13 protein-coding genes are annotated in these 19,600 nt (G+C 74.5%); 1 reads left to right on the top strand and 12 read right to left on the bottom strand.

The genetic code is table 11. The annotated features are described in order from the left end of the window. Positions 1 to 85: 85 nt before the first annotated feature. The 8 genes from AB0K80_RS02300 to AB0K80_RS02265 form a co-directional block, all read right to left on the bottom strand. Positions 86 to 1,501, bottom strand: a complete 1,416-nt coding sequence (locus tag AB0K80_RS02300; RefSeq protein ID WP_365664901.1) for an FHA domain-containing protein — start codon at positions 1,499 to 1,501, stop codon at positions 86 to 88. A gap of 21 nt (positions 1,502 to 1,522) precedes the next feature. After that, positions 1,523 to 2,869 carry a VWA domain-containing protein gene (locus AB0K80_RS02295; protein WP_365664899.1) on the bottom strand — a complete coding sequence of 449 codons (1,347 nt, stop codon included), beginning with the start codon at positions 2,867 to 2,869 and terminating at the stop codon, positions 1,523 to 1,525. Between the two features lie 99 nt (positions 2,870 to 2,968). Next, positions 2,969 to 4,036 carry a protein phosphatase 2C domain-containing protein gene (locus AB0K80_RS02290; protein WP_365664897.1) on the bottom strand — a complete coding sequence of 356 codons (1,068 nt, stop codon included), beginning with the start codon at positions 4,034 to 4,036 and terminating at the stop codon, positions 2,969 to 2,971. Between the two features lie 3 nt (positions 4,037 to 4,039). Beyond that, the gene (locus AB0K80_RS02285) at positions 4,040 to 6,574 is read right to left on the bottom strand and encodes a tetratricopeptide repeat protein (protein ID WP_365664895.1); all 2,535 of its coding nucleotides are present in this window, start codon (positions 6,572 to 6,574) and stop codon (positions 4,040 to 4,042) included. Next, on the bottom strand, positions 6,571 to 7,914 hold the full coding sequence (locus AB0K80_RS02280) for a hypothetical protein (RefSeq protein WP_365664893.1): 1,344 nt from the start codon (positions 7,912 to 7,914) through the stop codon (positions 6,571 to 6,573). Before AB0K80_RS02280 ends, AB0K80_RS02285 begins: the two co-directional genes overlap by 4 nt. Before the next feature lie 35 nt (positions 7,915 to 7,949). Next, the gene (locus tag AB0K80_RS02275; RefSeq protein WP_365664972.1) at positions 7,950 to 8,996 is read right to left on the bottom strand and encodes a glutamate ABC transporter substrate-binding protein; all 1,047 of its coding nucleotides are present in this window, start codon (positions 8,994 to 8,996) and stop codon (positions 7,950 to 7,952) included. 29 nt (positions 8,997 to 9,025) lie between these two features. Then, a complete protein-coding gene (locus AB0K80_RS02270; RefSeq protein WP_365664970.1) occupies positions 9,026 to 10,402 on the bottom strand; it encodes a hypothetical protein in 1,377 nt (458 codons plus the stop codon). Positions 10,403 to 11,326: 924 nt separating this feature from the next. Then, complete coding sequence (locus tag AB0K80_RS02265) at positions 11,327 to 12,427, bottom strand: mechanosensitive ion channel family protein (protein ID WP_365664892.1); 1,101 nt, start codon at positions 12,425 to 12,427, stop codon at positions 11,327 to 11,329. Between the two features lie 317 nt (positions 12,428 to 12,744). Here AB0K80_RS02265 and AB0K80_RS02260 point away from each other — a divergent pair, with 317 nt between their 5' ends. After that, complete coding sequence (locus AB0K80_RS02260) at positions 12,745 to 13,281, top strand: HNH endonuclease (protein ID WP_365664890.1); 537 nt, start codon at positions 12,745 to 12,747, stop codon at positions 13,279 to 13,281. A gap of 146 nt (positions 13,282 to 13,427) precedes the next feature. On the opposite strand, the gene AB0K80_RS02255 is transcribed toward AB0K80_RS02260, so the two are convergent. The 4 genes from AB0K80_RS02255 to AB0K80_RS02240 form a co-directional block, all read right to left on the bottom strand. Continuing rightward, entirely contained in the window at positions 13,428 to 14,816 is a 1,389-nt protein-coding gene (locus AB0K80_RS02255) for an FtsX-like permease family protein (protein WP_365664888.1), read from the bottom strand. Next, the gene (locus AB0K80_RS02250) at positions 14,813 to 15,499 is read right to left on the bottom strand and encodes an ABC transporter ATP-binding protein (protein WP_365664886.1); all 687 of its coding nucleotides are present in this window, start codon (positions 15,497 to 15,499) and stop codon (positions 14,813 to 14,815) included. The genes AB0K80_RS02255 and AB0K80_RS02250 overlap by 4 nt, the downstream gene beginning before the upstream one ends. Next, complete coding sequence (locus AB0K80_RS02245) at positions 15,496 to 16,029, bottom strand: PadR family transcriptional regulator (protein ID WP_365664884.1); 534 nt, start codon at positions 16,027 to 16,029, stop codon at positions 15,496 to 15,498. The genes AB0K80_RS02250 and AB0K80_RS02245 overlap by 4 nt, the downstream gene beginning before the upstream one ends. Before the next feature lie 82 nt (positions 16,030 to 16,111). Continuing rightward, a complete protein-coding gene (locus tag AB0K80_RS02240) occupies positions 16,112 to 19,396 on the bottom strand; it encodes a beta-N-acetylglucosaminidase domain-containing protein (RefSeq protein WP_365664882.1) in 3,285 nt (1,094 codons plus the stop codon). Positions 19,397 to 19,600: the final 204 nt, after the last annotated feature.

The following is a 19,600-nucleotide window of genomic DNA, read 5'->3' as shown; positions in this document are numbered from 1 at the left end:
GGCTTAGGACGAGGAGCGCTTGTGAGGGCTGGGCGACCCGGAGGAGCCGTGTGCCTGGCCCCTCCGGGCTGATCCCGGCCCTGCCTCAGGACTGGCGCCGGATCGTGATCGTCGTCCAGGCGCCCACGTGCACCCGGTCGCCGTCCTGGAGCGGCACCGGCACGAAGGGCGTGATCGGCTCCTCGGAGCCGTTGACCGTCGTGCCGTTGGTCGAGTTCTGGTCGACGATCGCCCAGCTGCCGTCCGGCTGCTGCACCAGCACCGCGTGCTGGTGCGAGACGCCCGGGTCCTCCGGCGGCACCGACAGGTCGATGTCGGGGGTGTCGCCGGTGGAGTGCCGGCGGCGGCCGATGGTGACCTGGTTGCCGGTGAGCGTGCGCTGCTGCTCGGGCGAGTACGCGGGCAGGTTCAGGCCCGCGGCCTCGGGGCCGGAGCGCTGCATCATGGCCATGAAGTACTCGCGGTCCGGGCCGATGGTCGCGGTCCAGGTCGCCGGCTGCTGGGGCTGCTGCGGCTGCTGCGGGAAGCCGCCGTGGCCCGGGCCGGGCGGGGCCTGGGTCGCGCCGGGCTGCGGATAGCCGTAACCGCCGCCCTGCGCCGGGCCGTTCGGGCCGCCGTGCCCACCGGGTCCGCCGTGCCCACCGGGTCCGCCCGGACCTCCGGGGCCGGTGGACGACGGCGGGGAGATGACCCAGTCGTCGTCACCGCCGCCGTAGGACGGACCGCCCGGCTGCGGCCGGCGGGTCTCCTGCGGGAACCCGGGCGGGGCCGGCGGGGCGGACTGCCGGAAGCCCTGCGGACCGCCACCGGGGCCACCGTGCCCACCAGGACCGGGACCTCCGGGGCCGCCGTGACCACCAGGACCGGGGCCGCTGGGGCCGCCGTGGTTGCCAGGACCGGGGCCGCCGGGGCCGCCGTGACCCCCGGGGCCGGGCGGCGGTGGGACCGGCCGCGACGGGTCGGCGCCGAACGGCGGCGGGCCGGGCGGGCCGGGCGGCGGGCCCGCGTGCTCGTTGCCGAACGGCGGGCCCGGCGGGATCGGCTCGGCGGGCCGGTTGACCTGCGAGGGACGCGAGCCCTGGTACTCGTAGGAGTCACCGCCGCCGAAGGACGGGCCGCCCGGGCCCGGCGGCTGGAAGCGCCCGCCCGGGCCGGGCGCCGGCGGGCGCGGCGCGGCAGGTGTGTACGAGGTCGCCGTGTTGGTCAGGAAGTTCCACCGGCACTCCTCGCAGAAGGGCGCACCGCCCTCACGCGGCGTACGGCACTGCGGGCACAGCTCCGGCTCGGGGTCCGGTACGGCGGACAGGTGCGGCGGACGCCCACCGGACGGGCCTCCGGGGCCCCCGGGACCGCCCGGGCCGCCGGGCGGCGGGAAGCCGTAGCCGCCGCCCGGCGGGGGCGGCGGGGGAGGAGGCGGAGGCACGGCACCGGCCATGCGGTGACCGCAGACCTCGCACCAGTCGTCGGAGCCCGACTGGTGTCCGTTCGGGCAGGTCGGCATGTCGGCGCTTCCCTCTCTACGTCACTTCTTCACACGAACAGTCTTGGTGGACCGGGTCTCGAGCGTCATCTCGTCGGCCTCCTCGACCTTCGCCTTCAGTCGCACAGTACCTGTCGCGGCATCGACCACGTCCACCACCTTCGCAAGCAGTTTCGCAGTATCCGCGTTCCCCGAGGCGCTGGCGAGCTGAACGGCCCGGCCCAGTTTGGCCGTTGCTCCGTCGATGTCTCCCGCTTTGCGCAGATCGAGCCCTTGCTGGATGACTTGTGCCAGTTCGGCCTGGCCCGTGTAGTGGGCGACCTGGGGGTTGATGGCGGTGGAGGCGGCCATGTCGTCCGTCCACACGGCCCTGACCAAGCCCTGGGCGCCGAGGTTCTGGACGCTGCCGTCGGGCTGCGGAATCACCAGGGAGACCCGGGCGGCGAGCATCTCCTGGCCGATGTGAGCGGCCGGCACCTCGACGCAGATGTGGTAGTCGCGGGACTCGTCCCCCCAGGACCCCAGCGGGTAGTCGCCCGCGCGGGGCCCCGCCTCGGTGCGCCGGCCGGTCAGGTCCTCGACGGTGGGCGCGACCTGCTTGACGAACTTCACCGTGGTGTCGACCGGGGTCCACAGGCGCAGCGAGACGTCCGCGACCTCCTTGCCCATCGCCGTCTCCATCATGCGCGTGAAGTCGGCGGCGAGCCCGGCCGGGTCGGCGACGATGTCGGCGGTGCCGAGCAACGCCGAGGCGATGCCTGTGACTTCTTTCACTTCCCAGTCGGTGCCCACACCGCGTGCGTCGCAGGTGAAGCGCCCGGCGCACGCGTCGAGCGCCGCCTTGAGGTCCTTCGGCGACTCGTGTTCGTTGCGGCCGTCGGTGAGCAGGATGCCGTGCCGGATGGTGACGTCCGCGGCGGACAGCAGCCGGTCGGCGAGCCGGAGCCAGGTGCCGATGGCGGTGCCGCCGCCCGCGCTGAGCCGGCGCAGCGCCTGCTTGGCCTGTTCGCGGGTGGTGGCGTCGGCGACCGCGAGGCGCCCGCCGCCGGGATAGACCTCCTTGGCCACGTGTGTGCCGCCGATCACCGCGAAGTGCGTGCCGTCGCGCAGGGTGTCGATCGCGGCGGCCGTGGCGTCCCGGGCGTTGCGCATCTTGGTCGGCGGGTAGTCCATCGACCCCGAGCAGTCCACCATGATCGCCACCGCCGCGGACGGGCCCCGGCCCGGCGCGTACAGGTGGGGCGCGCCGACCGCGCTGCCGATGGTGCCGCCCCCGGAGGCGGTCACCGTGACGATGGCGTTGACCTCGCGGCCGCCCTCCGGCAGGTACTCGTTCTGGTACACGTCCACCGAGAACTGCGGCACGTTCGGTTTGGAGAAGTTGGCCATGCCTGCTTGATCCCCCTTGGAAAGCCCCCCGCCCGAGCGGGGCGCGACGGTGTGCGGACCGGTCCCCTCCGGTCCGCTGAGGCGTCCCCGTGCGCGGCCTCAGGCCGATCCTGCCCCCTGCGGCACCGCGGGGAACGGCACGAGAGCCACTGTTACGTTGTCGTGGCCCCCGCCGTCCAGGGCGTGGCCGACCAGCACCCGGGCGCTGTGTAGCGGGTGCGCGGCGGCGTCCAGGGGCAGGACGCGGGCCATCTCCTCGGCCGCCTCGGCGTAGTTCCACAGGCCGTCGGTGCACACCACGACCACCCCTGGCCGGTCCGGCTTGAAGGACGCGGTGTGCGGCTCCAGTTCGTAGGCGTCCGCGCCGAGCCAGCCGGTGATCGCGTGGGCGCGTTCGTCGGCGTAGGCCTCGGCCTCGTTCATCAGGCCCGCCGCGACCATCTGCGCGGCCCACGAGTCGTCCTCGGTGAGCCGGGCCGCGGGCGCGCCGCGGTCCGCCGGCACCCAGTAGGCGCGGCTGTCGCCGACCCAGCCGACGACCAGCAGGCCGTCGGTGACCACCGCGCCGACCAGGGTGCAGGCGGGGGCGTTCTGGTGCGGGGCGTGCTCGCGGGCCGTGGCCGGTTCGTTCGCCAGCGAGTTGACGGCGCGTGAGGCGGCGACGATCGCGTCGTGCATGGCCTGCTGCGGGTGGGTGCCGCGCGGCAGGGCGGCCAGCAGGGACTCGCCGGCGGCCCGGGAGGCGGCGGCCGAGGCGTCGTCGGGGCGGGTCGCGGAGGACACGCCGTCGCAGACGATCGCCACCGAGGCGGGCGGCGCCGTCGGCAGGGGCGGCTGCGCGGGGGGTGCGGCGGGCGGCGGTGCCTGCGGCGGGACCGGCAGTGACGTCTGCGGTGGTGCCTGCGGGGGCAGGACGGGACCGGCCGGGCCGGCCGGGCCCGGGGACTGCCAGGCCATGCCGGCGGGCGGAGCGGGCGGCGGCTCCGGATACCCCTGGACCGGAGCGCCCGGGGGCGGCACCGAGCCGTTCATGGCGATCGTCGGGTTGTCCTCGGGCCGTGCCGGCACGGCGGACAGGTCGTATCCGCACGCGCCGCAGAAACGGTCACCCGACTCGAGGGGTTCCTCGCAGCTTGGGCAGGCGGACAACTGGGGCATCTGCGACATCAACTACACCCACGTCCGGGGGCGGTAACGGTTGGCACGTTCCACCAGGTCGATCCTCTCCTCGCCGCCCCGCGCGAGCCGGGCCAGCGTGCGGTACGAGCGCTCCAGGCCGAAACGCAGCCCCCGCTCGTCCAGGCCGCTGCCGAGCAGCGTCCGTCCCCCGGCGGCGGTCGGGGCGGAACCCTGGCCCCCGGAGAGTACCCAGTCCAGCGCGCAGCCGAGGACTTCGGCCGACAACTGCTCGCGCCGCGCCGGATCCAGACCGTACGCCTCCAGTGCCTCCACCTGCGCCGCGGCGGCCGTCAGATCGTCCAGGAACGTCCCGTCGGCGGCACTCGCCGTGCGCTGCCTGAGCCGGGCCCGTACGGCGGCCACCCGCGCGGCCGTGTAGTGGATGGAGGACTCCGGCACCGACTCCAGCGTCCGTACGGCACCCGTCCGGTCGCCGGTCGCCAGCTGGACGCGGGCCAGGCCGAACGCGGCGCTGACGTAGCTCGGGTCGGTCGACCACACCAGGCGGTAGTACTCGGCGGCGTTGTCGAGCTGCCCCAGCACCTCCGCGCACAGGCCGAGCGCCAGCTTGGGCGCGATCTCGCCGGGGAAGGCGTCGTAGATCGCGTCGAAGGCGAGCGCGGCGCCCTCGTGGTCGCCGGTCACCAGGGCGGCCACGCCCCGGTACCAGACCACCCGCCAGTCGTCCGGCTGCTCGTTCTCAAGGGCCCCCAGCTCCCGCAGTGCGGCGGCCGGGACGCCGGTCTCCAGCCAGGCCCGGATCTGCCGCAGCCGCGTCTCGGCCGACGGGGCCGGAGCCGCCGCGAGCGCGCCGATCAGCTCGGCCGGGGCGGAGGTCATCAGACCCGCCAGGAATCCCGCGTTCGGGTCGGCCGGGTCGATCCGCGGGACGGGCAGGGCCAGCGCGGCGGCCTCGGTGGCCACGGGCCGGACGATCCCCGCGCCCCCGGGCAGCGCGGCCGGCACCGCGGGCGTGGGGGCGAGCGCGGTGGCGGCCCTGCGCCGGCCGGGCGCCGTGCGCGCCCCCAGCCGCGACACCTCCCCGTCCAGCTTCGGGAACAACTCCGTGTCCGTCACCTTCAGTTCGGGTCCGAACAGGGTGGACAGCGCGGGCCGGGCGCGGCCCGTCTGGAGGGAGACGACCTCCCGCAGCACCCCGGTGAGCTGCTCGCTCATCTCCTGCGCGGAGGCGAACCGGCGCCCCGGGTCGGGGTCGGTGGCACGCACCAGCAGGCGGTAGAACGACTCGTACTGCCGGAAGACCTCGATGCTGTCCGGGTCGGGCAGCGAGTCGGCGTAGACGGTCGTGTAGCCCTGGAAGTCGAAGGTGAGGACCGCGAGCGTCCGGGCGACCGTGTACAGGTCGGACGCGACCGACGGGCCGACCTCGGCGACCTCGGGCGCCTGGTAGCCGATCGTGCCGTAGATCGCGGACTCGTCGTCGTCCATGCGGCGTACCGCGCCCATGTCGATCAGCTTGAGCTGGTCCTCGGTCTGGATGGCGTTGTCGACCTTGAAGTCGCAGTACAGCAGGTTGCGGCTGTGCAGGTGGCCGAGCGCCTCCAGCGCCTCGATGCCGTACGCGCAGGCCTGCTCCACCGGCAGCGGGTCGCGCTTGCCGCCGGGTGTGCGGCGGGCGTTGGCGATCTCCTTCAGGGACTTGCCGCCGACGTACTCCATGACGATGTAGCCGTCCAGGGAGCCGGTGCGCTGGTCCAGGTGCTCGACGAAGTTGTAGATCCGCACGATGTTGGCGTGCTCGATCTCCGCGAGGAACCGCCGCTCGGAGATCGCGGCGGCCATCGCGTCCTGGTCGCCGGTGTCCAGCAGGCCCTTGAGCACCACCCAGCGGTCCGACACCGCCCGGTCCACCGCCAGGTAGATCCAGCCCAGGCCGCCGTGCGCGAGGCAGCCGACCACCTCGTACTGGCCGTGCACCACGTCCCCGGCCCTCAGCTTCGGCACGAACGAGTACGGGTGGCCGCACTTGGTGCAGAAGCCCTCCGTGCGCCCGGGCCTGTCGCCCCGCGCCCGGCCGACCGGCGCCCCGCAGTCCGAGCGCGAGCAGAACCGCTTGCGCTCGGGCACCTCGGGGTTGTCCAGCACCATCGCGCGCGGGTCGGGCCGCGGGATCGGCGGGACCTGCACCAGCCCGGCGCCCAGCCGTCCCCGCGCCGACGTGCCGGCGGTGGAACCGGAACTGCGCACCGACACCGAGCGGCCGGTGGACCTGCCCGACAGCGACCGCGACAGCCGCCCCGAGACCGAACGCCGCGACTTCGACGACTGCGACGACGTACGCGCGCTGCGGCCGCTGGTGCGGGAACTGCCGCTGCCCTTGGACGCCCGGGAGCCTCTCGAACCCTTGCCGCCGCCGGTGACGCCGGTCGGGAGCGAACCCACCATGCTGTTCGCCGACACGACCGGGGCGAGGCCGCACGTGTCGCAGTACAGCTCGCCGCCGCCCACGTCCTCGTACGTCCCGTCGCAGCCCGGGCGCTGACATGCCCGCTGTGCCTGACTCATGACGCCGGCTCCCCCCTGTCGTCGCTCATGCGCCGGAACCCCCCGCGATCCTCCTGAGGCGCGGTGCCGAGCAGTTCGGCCGCGGCCTGCTGGTAGCGCAGCACGGCCTGTTCGGCGGCGCGCAGGTCGCACGGCGCGCTCCACAGCATGCGTCGGGCCTTCTCGTACCGCTCCACCAGCAGCGGGTCCTCCGCCAGGCCGTGCCGGGCCACCTTCGCCTTGTACGCGTCGAGGCGGCCGCGCAGCTCTGCCCGGACCGCCAGGGGCGCGGTGACCGCGGTCAACGACTCGCGGGCGCGGACCAGTTCGTCCTCGGCCTTCTCCTCCAGCGACTCCAGCAGCGGGGACAGGCGGTGCCACTGGCCCTGTCTGCGGTACTCGGCGGCCGTGGCCAGCTGCTCCTGCAGCGCGGTCGGCGGGCCGCTGACGACCGGCACCTCCGTCGCGGCGATCTTCGCCAGCACCTCGCCGCGCGCGGTGCGCGCCTCGGCGAGCGTACGGTCCGCGCGGGACAGCAGGTCCCGCAGCTTCACGATCCGCTTCTCCGCGTCCTGACGCACCGTCAGCACCGCGTCGATCTCGCGGCGTACGTCCTCCAGGGCGCGTGCCTCACGGTCGTACACCGTGGTGTCCGGCTTGCCGCCGCCCGGCGCGGAACTGCCCTCGGCGGGGATCCAGAACGCCAGCGGGTCGGAGATCACCTGCTCGCGCAGTTTCGTCAGGGTGCGTGTGATGCGCTCCAGGTCGTCGCCCGCCGGGTGCTCGCCGGGGCGCACGCCCACCGAGTGCGCGAGCCGGCGGGTGCGCTGGAGCTCGGCGGCCAGTAAATCGATCCGGGCGGGCAGCGCCGACCAGACCGCGTCGGCGGCGACGACCATGTCGAGCGAGCGCGCGTACAGCTCGTTCATCCGGTCGACCAGACCGGCCAGGGAGTACCGCTCGCTGAGCTTGCCCGAAACGCCGTGCAGCGTGGGCGCGTTGGCGGTCGCGCTCGCCGATCCGGCGACGGTCACGGACTCGCCGCGCAACAGCTCCGTCAGCTCCACCAGGTCCTCGCGGCTGGACCAGCGCCGCCGGGCGCGGATCTCGCGGGCGGTGCGCAGCGCGTCCGCGTACGCGTCGAAGTACGTCCACAGCAGCGTGATCGACGCCTCCGTGGCCGTCCACCGCTCCTTGGTGACGCCGGTGAGCTCGGCGCCCTCCAGGAGTCTGCGGCCGGCGTGGTCCTGGAGGGCGAGGAGCGAGGTCTCGATCGCCTCGTGCTCGGCGCCGAGCCGCGCCAGCGCACGGTCCACCTCGTCCCGGTCCATCACCGGCCCGGTGGATTCCGTGACGCCCATCGATCACCTCTCGTCGCTTGGTTCAGGCGGTTCGCTCAGCTGGTGCGGAGGTACTCCGGCCGGGGCGGTTCCGACTTCGCCGCGTCGTCCCCCAGTGTGGCCGACAGCCACCGCTCGTACGACGCCTGCCAGCCCTTCGCGCCGTCCTTGCGGTACTCGACCAGGATCTGGTTCACCCGGCGCACCAGATCGTCCGCGTCCTTCTTCATCGCCACCCCGTAGTACTCGGTCGTGAAGGCCTCGCCCTTGAGGCGGACCGTCGGGTCCTGCGCGGCCTGGCTCGCGGCGAGCGCGCCGTCGGTGACCACGGCGTCGACCTCGCCGAGCTGCAGCCGCACCAGGCAGTCGAGCTGGTTGGGCACGGTGGTGGAGATGTCGGCGGAGGCGGGCAGGTCCCCCTTCTTCTTGTCCTCCTCCAGGGTCGTGTACGCGGTGGAACCCGTCGCCGTGCAGATCCTCTTGCCGGCGAGCGTGCCGTTGTAGCCCGTGACCGGCGAGGACTTGGGGGCCAGCACCTGCTGGCCGGTCCTGAAGTAGGGCGCGGAGAAGGCGACGTCGGCCAGGCGCTTGCAGGTGATCGTCATGGTGCGGACCACCATGTCGACCCGGCCGGACTGGATGGCCGGGATGCGCTGGTTGGTGGGGATGGCCTTGAACTGGACCGCGTTCGGGTCGCCGAGGATGTCCTGGGCGATCCGGTGGACCAGGTCGATGTCGAAGCCCTCCAGGTCGGCGGAGGAGCCGCCGTTGGGGTTGCGGTAGCCCCAGCGGTAGCTGTTCTGGTCGACACCCACGACGAGCTTGCGCTGCCCCGGCGGGCGGTTCTTGATCGCCTCGATCGTCGGGCCGTCCGCGGAGGACGGGGACAGGGTCTGCTTCTCGGGGTCCGGGCAGTCCTCCCCGGCCTTCGCCCGGGTGGCCTGGGCGGTGCGCTCGACGGCCGTGCCCGGGGTGTTCTCGGTGGCCGGTGCGGCCAGCGGCAGCAGCAGGGCGAACGCCGGCACCACGGCACACACGGCGGCCGCCATCGCCCCCACACCGCCCCAGCCCCGCAGGCCGGCTCGCAGACGTCGTGCTCGCATCATCAGGCCCCCCTTCGTCTCGGCCCTGCTCACCGGTACTCCGAGAGCCTGCGGCCGATGCCCAGCACCGCGCCGGCCGCGCCCAGCACCGCGAGGACGGCGGCGCCCACCGGCAGCCCGGTCAACGCGTCCCGGCCGTCGCCGGCCGCCCGCTCGAACTCCTTCTCCTCGTGCCCGAGTGCCAGGCGCAGATGGTCGTCGACACTGTCGAAGCACTCACCGGTCGCGTCCTTGGCGCCGATCACTCGGTCCAGCGCCGCCTGGTAGTTGCCGCTGCTGTCCTGTTCGCGGGCCGCGGCATGGCGCTTCTTCCACTCCGCCATGTTGCCGGCGGCCTGGGTCACGGGCGCTTTTCCGGCGTCGTCGTCCGCGAGGTCGGCGGCGGCGGTCAGACCCTTGCCGAGCGCGGTCATGTTCTCCTGGAAGAACGAGTCGTACAGGTCGTCGCCCGACTTCGTCGTCTCCGCGCCGCGCGCCACCAGCGTCAGGTTCTCGTTGCCGCGGGCCTTGAGGGAGGCGATGCGGGCGTCGTGCAGCACGTTCAGCGAGCGGACGCCGTGGTCGTAGGAGTCGTTCAGGCCGGCGCGGGCCACGCTGTGGCCGACGACCAGCCAGAGCAGGACCACCGTGGTGGCGGCCGTGGCGGCCACCAGGCCGTGGTTGAGGACGCGGTTGGTGCGGAGGTAGGTGCGGTGCTGCGCCCAGGCGAGCGCGCCCAGCGCGACGACGCCGAGGGCGATGGCCGCCCAGGGGTACGGGGTGGCGTCCCCGTAGTCGGCGCGCAGGCGCTGGTTCTCCTTCGTGTACAGGTCCTCCGCCGCCGGGAGCATCTGGTTCTGCATCTTGTCGTTGGCGTACCGCAGGTAGGCGCCGCCCACGGGGAAGCCCTGGCGGTTGTAGGTGCGGGCGCGTTCGACCAGGCCCTTGTACTCGGGCAGCAGCCGGTTGAGTTCGGCGACGGTCTTCGCGGAGGGGGAGTGGGGCTCCGAGTTGGCGGCGGCGTTGACGAGTTTCGCGGCGGCCGTGCGGATGTCTCTCTCGTAGCGGTCGCGGCTCGCCTTGGTCTCCTGGCCGCCCGCCAGGAAGCCGCTGGAGGCGGCGGTGTTGGCGTCGGCGAGGGAGCGGTAGATGTCGGCCGCGTCGGAGCTGAGGGGCTGGCTGCGGGTGAGGACGTCGTCGGCGGCGGCCGCGCGGTCGGTGGTCTGCCAGGCGGTGACGGCGCCGAAGGCGAGCACCAGGAGGGCGAGGACGGCGCCGATGATGCGCAGCCGGCCGGGTTCGGTCACGGCCGCCGCGCGCAGCTGGTCGAGGCCCTCGGCGAAGGCGGTGCGGCGGGGTTGGGCCGCCGGGGCGGGCGGGGGCGGAGTGCTGTGGGCCCTGGCCGGCTGCGGTGGCACGGCCGGCAGGGTGGGCAGGCCGGTGGGTGGTGGAGCCGCGTTGCTCGTCGGCGGTTGTGTCACTGCTGACCTCCCCCATGGTCATCCGTCGCCGCAAGTATCGCTGCCCGGACTGACATCCGCACCGCCGTCACCCGATCTTGATGCGATCGCAGCGGCGTTGCCGCCTGTTGAGGAAAACGCCAGGCGGAACTGTTCGGTTCCCTCCGGCCGGCGTCCTGGGCGGACGAGGCCGGGCGGGAACTGCCGCGCGCGTGGGTTCCGGAGCGACCCCATCGCGCCGCCGCGCCGCCGCCGCGTCGGTGTACGGGGGTTTGGCTGCGGGCTGTCGTGTGGGAGGGGTCTGGCCGCGCGCCGCTGTGCGGGGGTTCGGCTGTCGGCTGTCGCACGAGAAGGGTCTGGCTGCGCGCCAGGTGTACGGAGGACCTGGGTGTCGGCCGTTGTCCGGGAGGGGCGTGGTCGCGCGCCGCTTTACGGGGGTGTGGCTGCCCGGTGTCGTGCGGGAAGGTCTGGCGCTCGCCCTCGCACGGAAGGGGTCTGGTCGTCCGTTCGCCGCCCGGAAGGGGGCTTCGCTGCCCGCCAGGCGTACCGGGGGCCTGGCTGTCCGCGAGCCGTACGGGGGTCCGGCTGTCCGTCAGCCGTACGGGGTGGGTCTGGCTGCCTGCCGTCGTACGAGTGGGTCTGGCCGCCTGTTCGACGTACGAGAGGGGGCTGGGTGCCCGTCAGCCGTACGGGGTTTGGCTGCCCGGCGTCGTGCGGGAGGGGCTGGCCGAGCGCCGCTGTGCGGGGGTTAGGCCGCCGGCCAGCCGTGCGGAGGAGCCGGCCACCCGCCGCCTGCGCAGGGTCTCGCCGTCCTCCGCCGTGCGGAGGGCCCGGCCGCCTGCCCCCCTCGAAGGCGGCCGGGGCGTGTGCCGCCCTACGGGACGGGTGCTGTCACTTGACGGCGGGCCGCTGCGCCTGCAGCGGTGAAGCCGCCTCCGCCTGGGGCGAGCCGGAGTTCGCGTACGCCGACGGGGGTGCCACCGACGCCGTCGGGTCGGCGGCCGGGGTCTCCTGGGCGGGGGCGGTGGCACCGCCGACGATCGGGATGTCCGCCGCGCCGAACGCGCGCTTGATGCGCCAGCGCAGTTCGCGTTCCACGGTGAGCGACTTGCCCGGCATCGTCTTGGCGGAGATCCGCACCACCATCGAGTCAAGCAGGACGCTGTCCAGGCCGAGGACCTCGATCGGGCTCCACAGGAGCTCGTTCCAGGGCTCCTCCTTGCTCATCTTCTCGGCGACCTCGTCGAGGGTGGCCTTGACCTTGTCCAGGTCCTCGTCCGCGCGGACCGTGACGTCGACGTTGGCCGTGGCCCAGCCCTGGGAGAGGTTGCCGATGCGCTTGACCTCGCCGTTGCGGATGTACCAGATCTCGCCGTTGTCGCCGCGCAGCTTGGTCACCCGCAGGCCGACCTCGATCACCTCGCCGGAGGCGACGCCCGCGTCGATGGTGTCGCCGACGCCGTACTGGTCCTCCAGGATCATGAAGACGCCGGAGAGGAAGTCGGTGACCAGGTTGCGGGCGCCGAAACCGATCGCCACGCCCGCCACACCGGCCGAGGCCAGCAGTGGCGCCAGGTTGATCTGGAACGCGGACAGGACCATCAGGGCCGCGGTGCCCATGATCAGGAAGCTGGCCACCGAGCGCAGCACCGAGCCGATCGCGGCGGCCCGCTGCCGGCGGCGCTCGGCGTTGACCAGCAGCCCGCCCAGCGCCGTACTGGCGCCCGTGGTGTCGGCGGGGCGGTTCATGCGCTCTATGAGCTGGGTGATGGCCCGCCGCACCGCCACTCTCAGCACTGCCGCTATCACCAGGATGAGCAGCACCCGAAGACCGATCGCGAGCCAGGTCGACCAGTTCTGCTCGATCCAGCTCGCGGCGTTCGTCGCGCTCTCCTGGGCGTCCTGGAGCGTGGGCACGGCCGGCGCCTGGTCCCCCGAGGGGGACGGCGACGGCGAGGCACCGGCGGCCAGTAGGACGGCGGACAAGGACACGGCAGGTACCTCCAGGTGCAGCGGTCTGCCCCGTACGGCGCGGCGGTCAAGTCCGCCGAGATCACAGGAAGGTCACCGTACGGGCAGAACCACCACACTAACGGGGCATTGTGTGTGCCCCCGCCGATTGTGTGAAGGAGAGACCGGGCTCACCTGGGCTTGAACAGGCCATGATCCGGGGGATGAATCAGGGTGTGGTCGAAAACACTCCCAGCCCGTTACCGGGACATGGTGGCGCGGTCACCAGGCATGAGGGGAGACTGACTACGAATCGTCCCGGCGCGAGCCACGCGCCGCCGGCGTCCAAGGAGGCATCCGTGCCGCATGTCCTGGTCCTCAACGCGTCGTACGAGCCACTCGGCGTCGTACCGCTCCGCCGCGCGCTCGTCCTCGTCCTCGAGAACAAGGCCGTCTGCCTCGAGGAGTCCGGCGCCTATCTGCACAGCGCAACCGTCACCGTCCCCGCACCCAGCGTGGTCCGGCTCAAGCGATTCGTCCGGGTTCCCTATCGGGGGCCCGTTCCTCTGACCCGCCGCGCGCTGTTCGCCCGTGACGGGGGCCGGTGCATGTACTGCGGTGGCGTCGCAACCAGCGTCGACCACGTCATCCCGCGCTCGCGCGGGGGCAAGCACGTCTGGGACAACGTGGTGGCCTCCTGCCGCCGCTGCAACCACATCAAGGCCGACCGCCACCTGTTCGAGCTGGGCTGGCGGCTGCGCCACAAACCCGCCCCGCCCACCGGTCTGGCCTGGCGCATCATCGGCACCGGCCACAGGGACCCGCGCTGGCTGCCGTACTTGCAGCCGTACGGCGCGGACGACGCGCTGGCCCGGATCGACGGCATCTCCGCCTGACGACGATCCGGGCCTTCGTCTTGCCCGTACCGGCGGTGCGCCCGCACGGGCGGTGTGCCGTACCGGCGGTGACCCGTGCTCGCGGGCAGGGAGCCGGCCCCGGGGACACCCCCGTTCCCCGGGACCGGCGGCTGGTGTTCCCGCGCTCACGCGTAGCGCAGTTCCCCGGGGCGCAGCGAGCGGTGGAGCAGGGGCAGGGAGGTGGCTGCCGCCAGGAGGCAGGCGGCGTAGATCACCGGGGGCAGGAGCACGGATCCCCACGGGACGGTGAGGCCGCCGCCGTGCCCCACGAGTGAGGCGTAGCCGATGCCGAGCGCCGCGCCGGAGGTACCGGCCAGCAGGACGGCGGGGGCCAGCGGCAGCGCGGTCTCCAGGAGCAGGGCCCGCACGAGCACCGCGCGCGGCACTCCCGCGGCGGACTGGGCCGCGAGGCCCCGGCGGCGGGTGGCCAGGGACTCGGCGGTGCCGACCGCGAGACCGGACAGCGTGATGAGGAGACCGACCGCGAGGGCGGCGGCCGTCAGGTCGAGGCCGGTGGTGTAGTAGGACCGGCTCTCCGACAGGCGGGTGCCCGAGTCCAGCAGTTCCAGCAGGGCGTGCCGGACGCCCAGGAAGCCGCTGCCCACGATGGTCACCAGCAGCACCGCCGCGTGCGTACGGGCCGCCGCCCACGGGTCGTCGCGCAGCCGCTCCGCCGCGATCAGCACCGCCGCCGAGCGGGCCCGGGCCGCGAGCCACCGACCGAGCAGCCGGGACGTGGCCCCGCTGAGCCACACCGCGCCCGCGCCCACCGCCAGGACCACCCCGAGCACCCTCAGGGCCGACTCCCCGTCCGGCCGGTTCGGCGCGCCCGGCGACGTGGCGGTCACCGCCAGCAGCGCCACCACCCCCACCAGCAGCACCCCGGCCAGGAACAGCAGCGCCGGTCCCCGCCCCGTACGGGGACCGCCCACGCGGCGTACCCAGCCCAGCGGCGAGGCCACCACCCGGCGCAGTGCCAGGGCGCCCGTCGCCGCGGCCAGCACCGGCACCGCGACGGCGACCAGCGCGATCGCCGCCCAGGTCAGGGCGGCCGGCCGGTGCCACAGACGCAGCAGGAACAGGACGGAGAAGACGGTGGCGAGCGCGGAGCCCAGCAGGCAGGCCAGTCCGGTCTCCAGCGCGGCGATCCTGCGCACCTGCCAGGGCGACGCCCCGGCCAGCCGCAGCCCGGCCAGCCGCCGGTCGCGGTGCACGGCCCCGATCCGGGCGCACTGCCCGAGGAACCCGAGCACCGGGACGAGCAGGAGGAGCAGGCCGACGATCACCCCGGCGCGGGTGCCGGGCTCGTCCAGCAGTCCCGCCCCCACGGGCGCCCGGTGACTGCCCCGGACCGAGGCCAGGGTGGCCGCCGCGAGGGCGAAGCCGGTGGCGAGGGCCGCGCCCGTCGCCGTGAGCGTGATCCGCCACCACTCCCCGCGGTCGGAGCCGTGGGTGAGCAGCCAGGCCAGCCGCAGGTCGGACCGCAGGGACCGCAGTGCCGCAAGGAACCTCATGCCGTCACCCCCAGCGGGGTCAGGGCGCCGTCACGCAGCTGGGCTTCCCGGTCCGCGTACGCCGCCACCTGCGCGTCGTGCGTGATCAGCAGCACCGCCGTGCCCGACTCGCGGGCCGTGTGCGTCAGCGCCGCCATCACCTGCTCGCTCGCCAGCGAGTCCAGCGCCCCCGTCGGCTCGTCCGCGAAGACCACCGCAGGGCCGGTGACCAGCGCCCTTGCCAGCGCCGTACGCTGCGCCTGGCCGCCGCTCATCTCGCCCGGCCGCAGCTCCTCCTGGCCGCGCACCCCGAACCGCTCCAGCCACTCGGCGGCCCGCTCCCGGGCCTCGGCGCGGCCCGCGCCGCCCAGCATCAGCGGCAACGCCACGTTGTCGAGCGCGGTCAGCTCGGGGATGAGCTGCCCGAACTGGAACACCACGCCGAATGCGGTGCGCCGCAGCTCGCTCAGCCGCTTCTCCGGCAGCTCCTCCAGCCGCTCACCGCCGTACCTCACCGTGCCCTCGTCGGGGCGGACGATGCCGGCCAGGCAGTGCAGCAGCGTGGACTTGCCGCTGCCGCTCGCGCCGGTCACGGCGAGGATCTCGCCCCGGTGCAGGTCCAGGGAGGCACCGCGCAGGGCCGGTGTCCTGCCGTGCGCCTTGACCAGGCCACGGGCCGTGAGAAGGGGCTCCGGTGTGCTCATGCTGCGTCGACCTCCGCGGTCAGGGTGGTGAGCCGGGCCGCCGTGGTGGACATCCAGCGGAGGTCGGCGTCGAGGTGGTTGAGGGCGAAGTCCGCCGAGAGGACGGTCGCCAGATCCGCGCCCTTGGCGGACTTCACCGCCGTGAGCTCGCGCATCCGCTCCATGTGGGCGGCGCGCTGGGCCCGCAGGTAGGCCTCCGGGTCGCCGCCCGACAGGATCGACACGACGACCTTGGCGAAGATCTCGTTCGTCACGAACGGCGCGGGCGGGGCGATCTCGGCCGCCCACCGCGCCAGCTCGTGCCCGCCCGCCTCCGTGGCGCGGTACAGGGTCCGCTCCGGGCCGCCGTCCGAGTCGGTCCCCTCGACCTCGGCGAGGCCGTCCCGGACCAGGCGCTGCAGGGTCGTGTAGACCTGCCCGTACGCCAGCGGACGGGCCTGGGGGAAACGTTCGTCGTGGCGTCGCTTGAGGTCGTAGCCGTGGCTCGGACCCGAGGCGAGCAGCCCCAGCAGGATGTGGCGGGTGCTCATGGCGATCATTATGTACTGCGTACATGTACTGAGTGAATAGTGGGGTGGAAACAGGTCGTCGGCCCTCCCGAGGCGACGGTCCTCAGAGCGTGACGGCGTACGCCTCCACCGACCACAGCGAGTACCCGTACGGCGTGGCCCGCCGGACACCCCGCACGCGCACGTACCGGACGTCCTGCTCGTCCAGCCGCACGGTCTCGCGTCCGCCGCGCCCCTCGCGCACCGCCGCCGCCGTGCGCCAGCGGCGGCCGTCCGCGGAGACCTGGACGCGGTACGCCGACGGGTACGCGTCCTGCCAGTGCAGGACGACCTTGCCCAGCCGCACCGGCCGGGGCAGTTCCACCTGCCACCAGGCGCCGTCGTCGACGGGGGAGGACCAGCGGGTGTCCGGGTCGCCGTCGTTGGCCGCCGACGCCGGGAAGCCGGGGGTCTCGTCGGCCGAGGAGCTCGCCCGCCCGGCGCGGGCCAGGTCGGGCCCGCCGGTGCGCGGCACGGCCCGGACGGTGAGCGCCCGGGTCGTGCCCCCGAACCCGAGCCGGATCGCGTACGACCGCATCGGCCGTGTCCCCTCCGGCACGGTGACCTCGACCGGGACGTCCACGGTGGCGCCCCGCGCGATCGCCAGCGGGGTGCGCGGCACCCGGACCCGGACGCCCTCGGGCGCCTCGACGGTGAGCCGGCCGCGGGCGTCGGCGGGGCGCAGCGAGCCGGCCCTGAGGGTCAGGCGCTCGGTGCCGCCGATCTCGACGTCGGTGCGGTCGTGCGGCAGGTCCAGGGCGGCGGCGGGGGAGTCCGCGAACCAAGGGACCAGGTGCCGTACCCGGGAGGAGCCCGTGACGCGGACGGCGTCCACGCGTCGGCCGACGCGCAGTTCGGTGGCGCCCGTCCCGGTCAGGTCGCCCGCGCGCCGCCAGCCCGCGCCGGGGGCGTGCACCTCGACGGTTCCGCCGGCGCCGGGGTCGGCCAGGACCGTCACGGCGGCCAGCGGGCGGACCCGCGGCAGGCGCAGCGTGCGGGTGCCGGGCTGGTCGCCGGGGGCGGTCGGCGGCTCGTGGTCGATACCGGCCCACGCCTCGTACGCCCGCTGCGCCCGCCGCAGGAACGGGTCCAGCACGCCCTCGCCGACCGTCACCCGGGCCGTCTCCAGCCGGGCCCGCAGGCGGCCCAGCGTGCGGTACGCCGTCCAGGCCGCCGCCGCGTCCCCGGCGCTCTGGGCGCGCAGCATGTCGAGCGCCGTCGTCCCGGCCTCGCCGTAGCGCGCCAGTTGCTCGCTCCAGGGGGAGACCTCGGCGCCGAGGGCGGTACCCGCGAGGCGCCCGGGCAGCTCGCGCAGCACGGCGAACGCGCCACGCAGCCGCCACGCGGCGTCGCTCTCGCCGGCACCCGGGCGGTACGCGCCGCCCGCGTGCCGGCCGTCGGCGGCTGGGCCGCCCGCGCCTCGGTTGTTCGGGTTCCGGTTGTTGGCGCCTCGGTTGTTCGGTGGCCGGTTGTCCGCGCGTCGGCCGTCCGCGTTCCGGTTGTCTGCGGCTTGGTCGTTCGAACGCCGGTCGTCCGCGCCCCGGTCGTTCGGGCCTCGGCCGTCCGCGCCCTGGCCGCCCACGTCCCGGGCGTCCGCGCCTCCGCCGTCCGCGGCCTGGCCGCCCACGTCCCGGTCGTCCCCGCCCCGGCCGCCCGACCACCGGTGGTCCGTGTCCTGGCCACTCGCGTCCCGACCGCCCGCGCCCAGGTCACCGGCGCTCCGGCCACCCGCGCCCAGGTCACCGGCACTCCGGCCACCCGCGCCCAGGTCACCGGGGCCCGCGCCCCGCCCCTCCGTCCCGTCCGCCCGGTCCCGGTCGCGCCAGAACGCCGCGATCAGTGGGCGCAGGTAGGCCGACTCCTCGGCGCCCAGGACCGAGGACGCGTCGTTGCCGGCCAGGGCGGCCAGGGCCTGCGCGCGGCGGGCGTCGCCGGCCGCGAGGTCGGTGATCGCGGCGTGCCAGGACTCCCGGGGGCGGTAGCCGCGCGGGTTCCAGGCATAGTCGGCGGCCGTGAACAGCGGGATACGGGACGCCTCCGGCTGCGCCATCGCGTTGGCCAGCAGACCGGCCGAGCCGGCCGCCACGGCCGGTTCCCGGCCCTGGTAGGGGCCGAGGAAGAGGCGGCCGGGGGCGTAGTCGTTGACCGGGTAATTGTCCAGGGTGACCAGGGGGTGCCGGAACACCGCCCGGGCGCCCGCCAGTTCCCGGCCGGTGATGGTCCGGGGCACCACCCCGACCCCGGTCCAGGCCACCTCGACCCCCTGGTCCAGGGCGGCCGCCAGGGCCCGCCGGTACGCGGTCGTGCCGTCCTCGTAGTACTCGGTCGGCATCAGCGACAGGGCGGCCGAGCCGGGGTGGCGTTCCGCCAGGTGCCGGGCCACCGCGTTGGCCACACGGGCCTGGGCCCGCGCCGCCGCCCCGGGCCCCGAGCCGAACCGCCCGGCGTCGGCCGCGCAGTGCCACTCGCTGTAGCTGACGTCCTGGAACTGGAGCTGGAAGGCCCGGAAACCCAGGGCCCACATCGCGTCCAGCTTGCGCGTCAGCGCCCGCAGGTCGGCGTCCGAGGCGAGGCACATCGCCTGCCCGGGCGCCACCGCCCAGCCCAGCGTGACGTGGTTGCGCCGGGCCCGCTCGGCCAGCTCCCGGAACTGAGCCCGTCGCCCGGCCGGGTACGGCTCCTTCCAGCGGGCCTGCCGGTACAGGTCGTCGCCGGGGGCGTACAGGTAACGGTTCTGCTTGGTGCGGCCCAGGAAGTCCAGCTGCGCCAGCCGCTGCCGGTGCGTCCACGGGGTGCCGTAGAAGCCCTCGGTGATGCCGCGCACGGGGGTGCCGGGCCAGTCCCGCACGTCCACCGCCCGGATCGTGCCGCCGGGCCGCAGCAGTTGGCGCAGCGTCTGGACGGCGTGGAACAGGCCCTCCTCGTCCGCCCCGGTGAGCGAGACCGTGCCCCGGCCGGCGGTCAGCCGGTAGCCGCCGGCGGGCAGGGCGGCACCGCGCGAGGTGCCCGTTTCCACCCGTACGGCCAGGGCCCCCGGTCGCCGCGCGGACGTGAACCGGCGTGCCCCGGCCTGCCGCAGCAGCTCCCGCAGGGCGTCCAGGGCGTACGGGTCCGCCGCCGCGTCGGCGATGAGCGCCACCTCGCCGGTGACCTGGACGGGGGCGCCGTTCGCCCGCAGCGACCGGGGACGCGGCCAGACGGAGGGGTCCGCCTCGGCGGTCCTCGGGGCGGGCGTCGCCGAGAGCCCGGGCACGGGCGGGACCGCCACCGCGCCGGGCCCGGAGCCCAGGGTCGCGGCGACGACGGCGAACGCGAGCGCGGCTGCCCTCTTCCCACGCCGCAGCGGCACAGGCCCCCTCCTGACGGCTCGACGTCCGTGTCGTGGTCGTGGACGTCCGTGTCCTTCTCGTGATCGAGAACCTCGAGCCCACCATCCGCCCGGGCAAGTGTCAACGACAGTGGCCGCTGTGACTGATTTGCCGTAATCGGGGGACAGGAGATCCGGAATAGGGGGACAGAGATGAGGACAGATTGTGACCAAAGCTACGTTGTT

Source organism: Streptomyces sp. NPDC052682, assembly GCF_040678435.1.
GTDB lineage: Bacteria > Actinomycetota > Actinomycetes > Streptomycetales > Streptomycetaceae > Streptomyces.
Note: the sequence above shows the minus strand (reverse complement) of the source record. Positions and strands in the feature narration are given on the sequence as shown.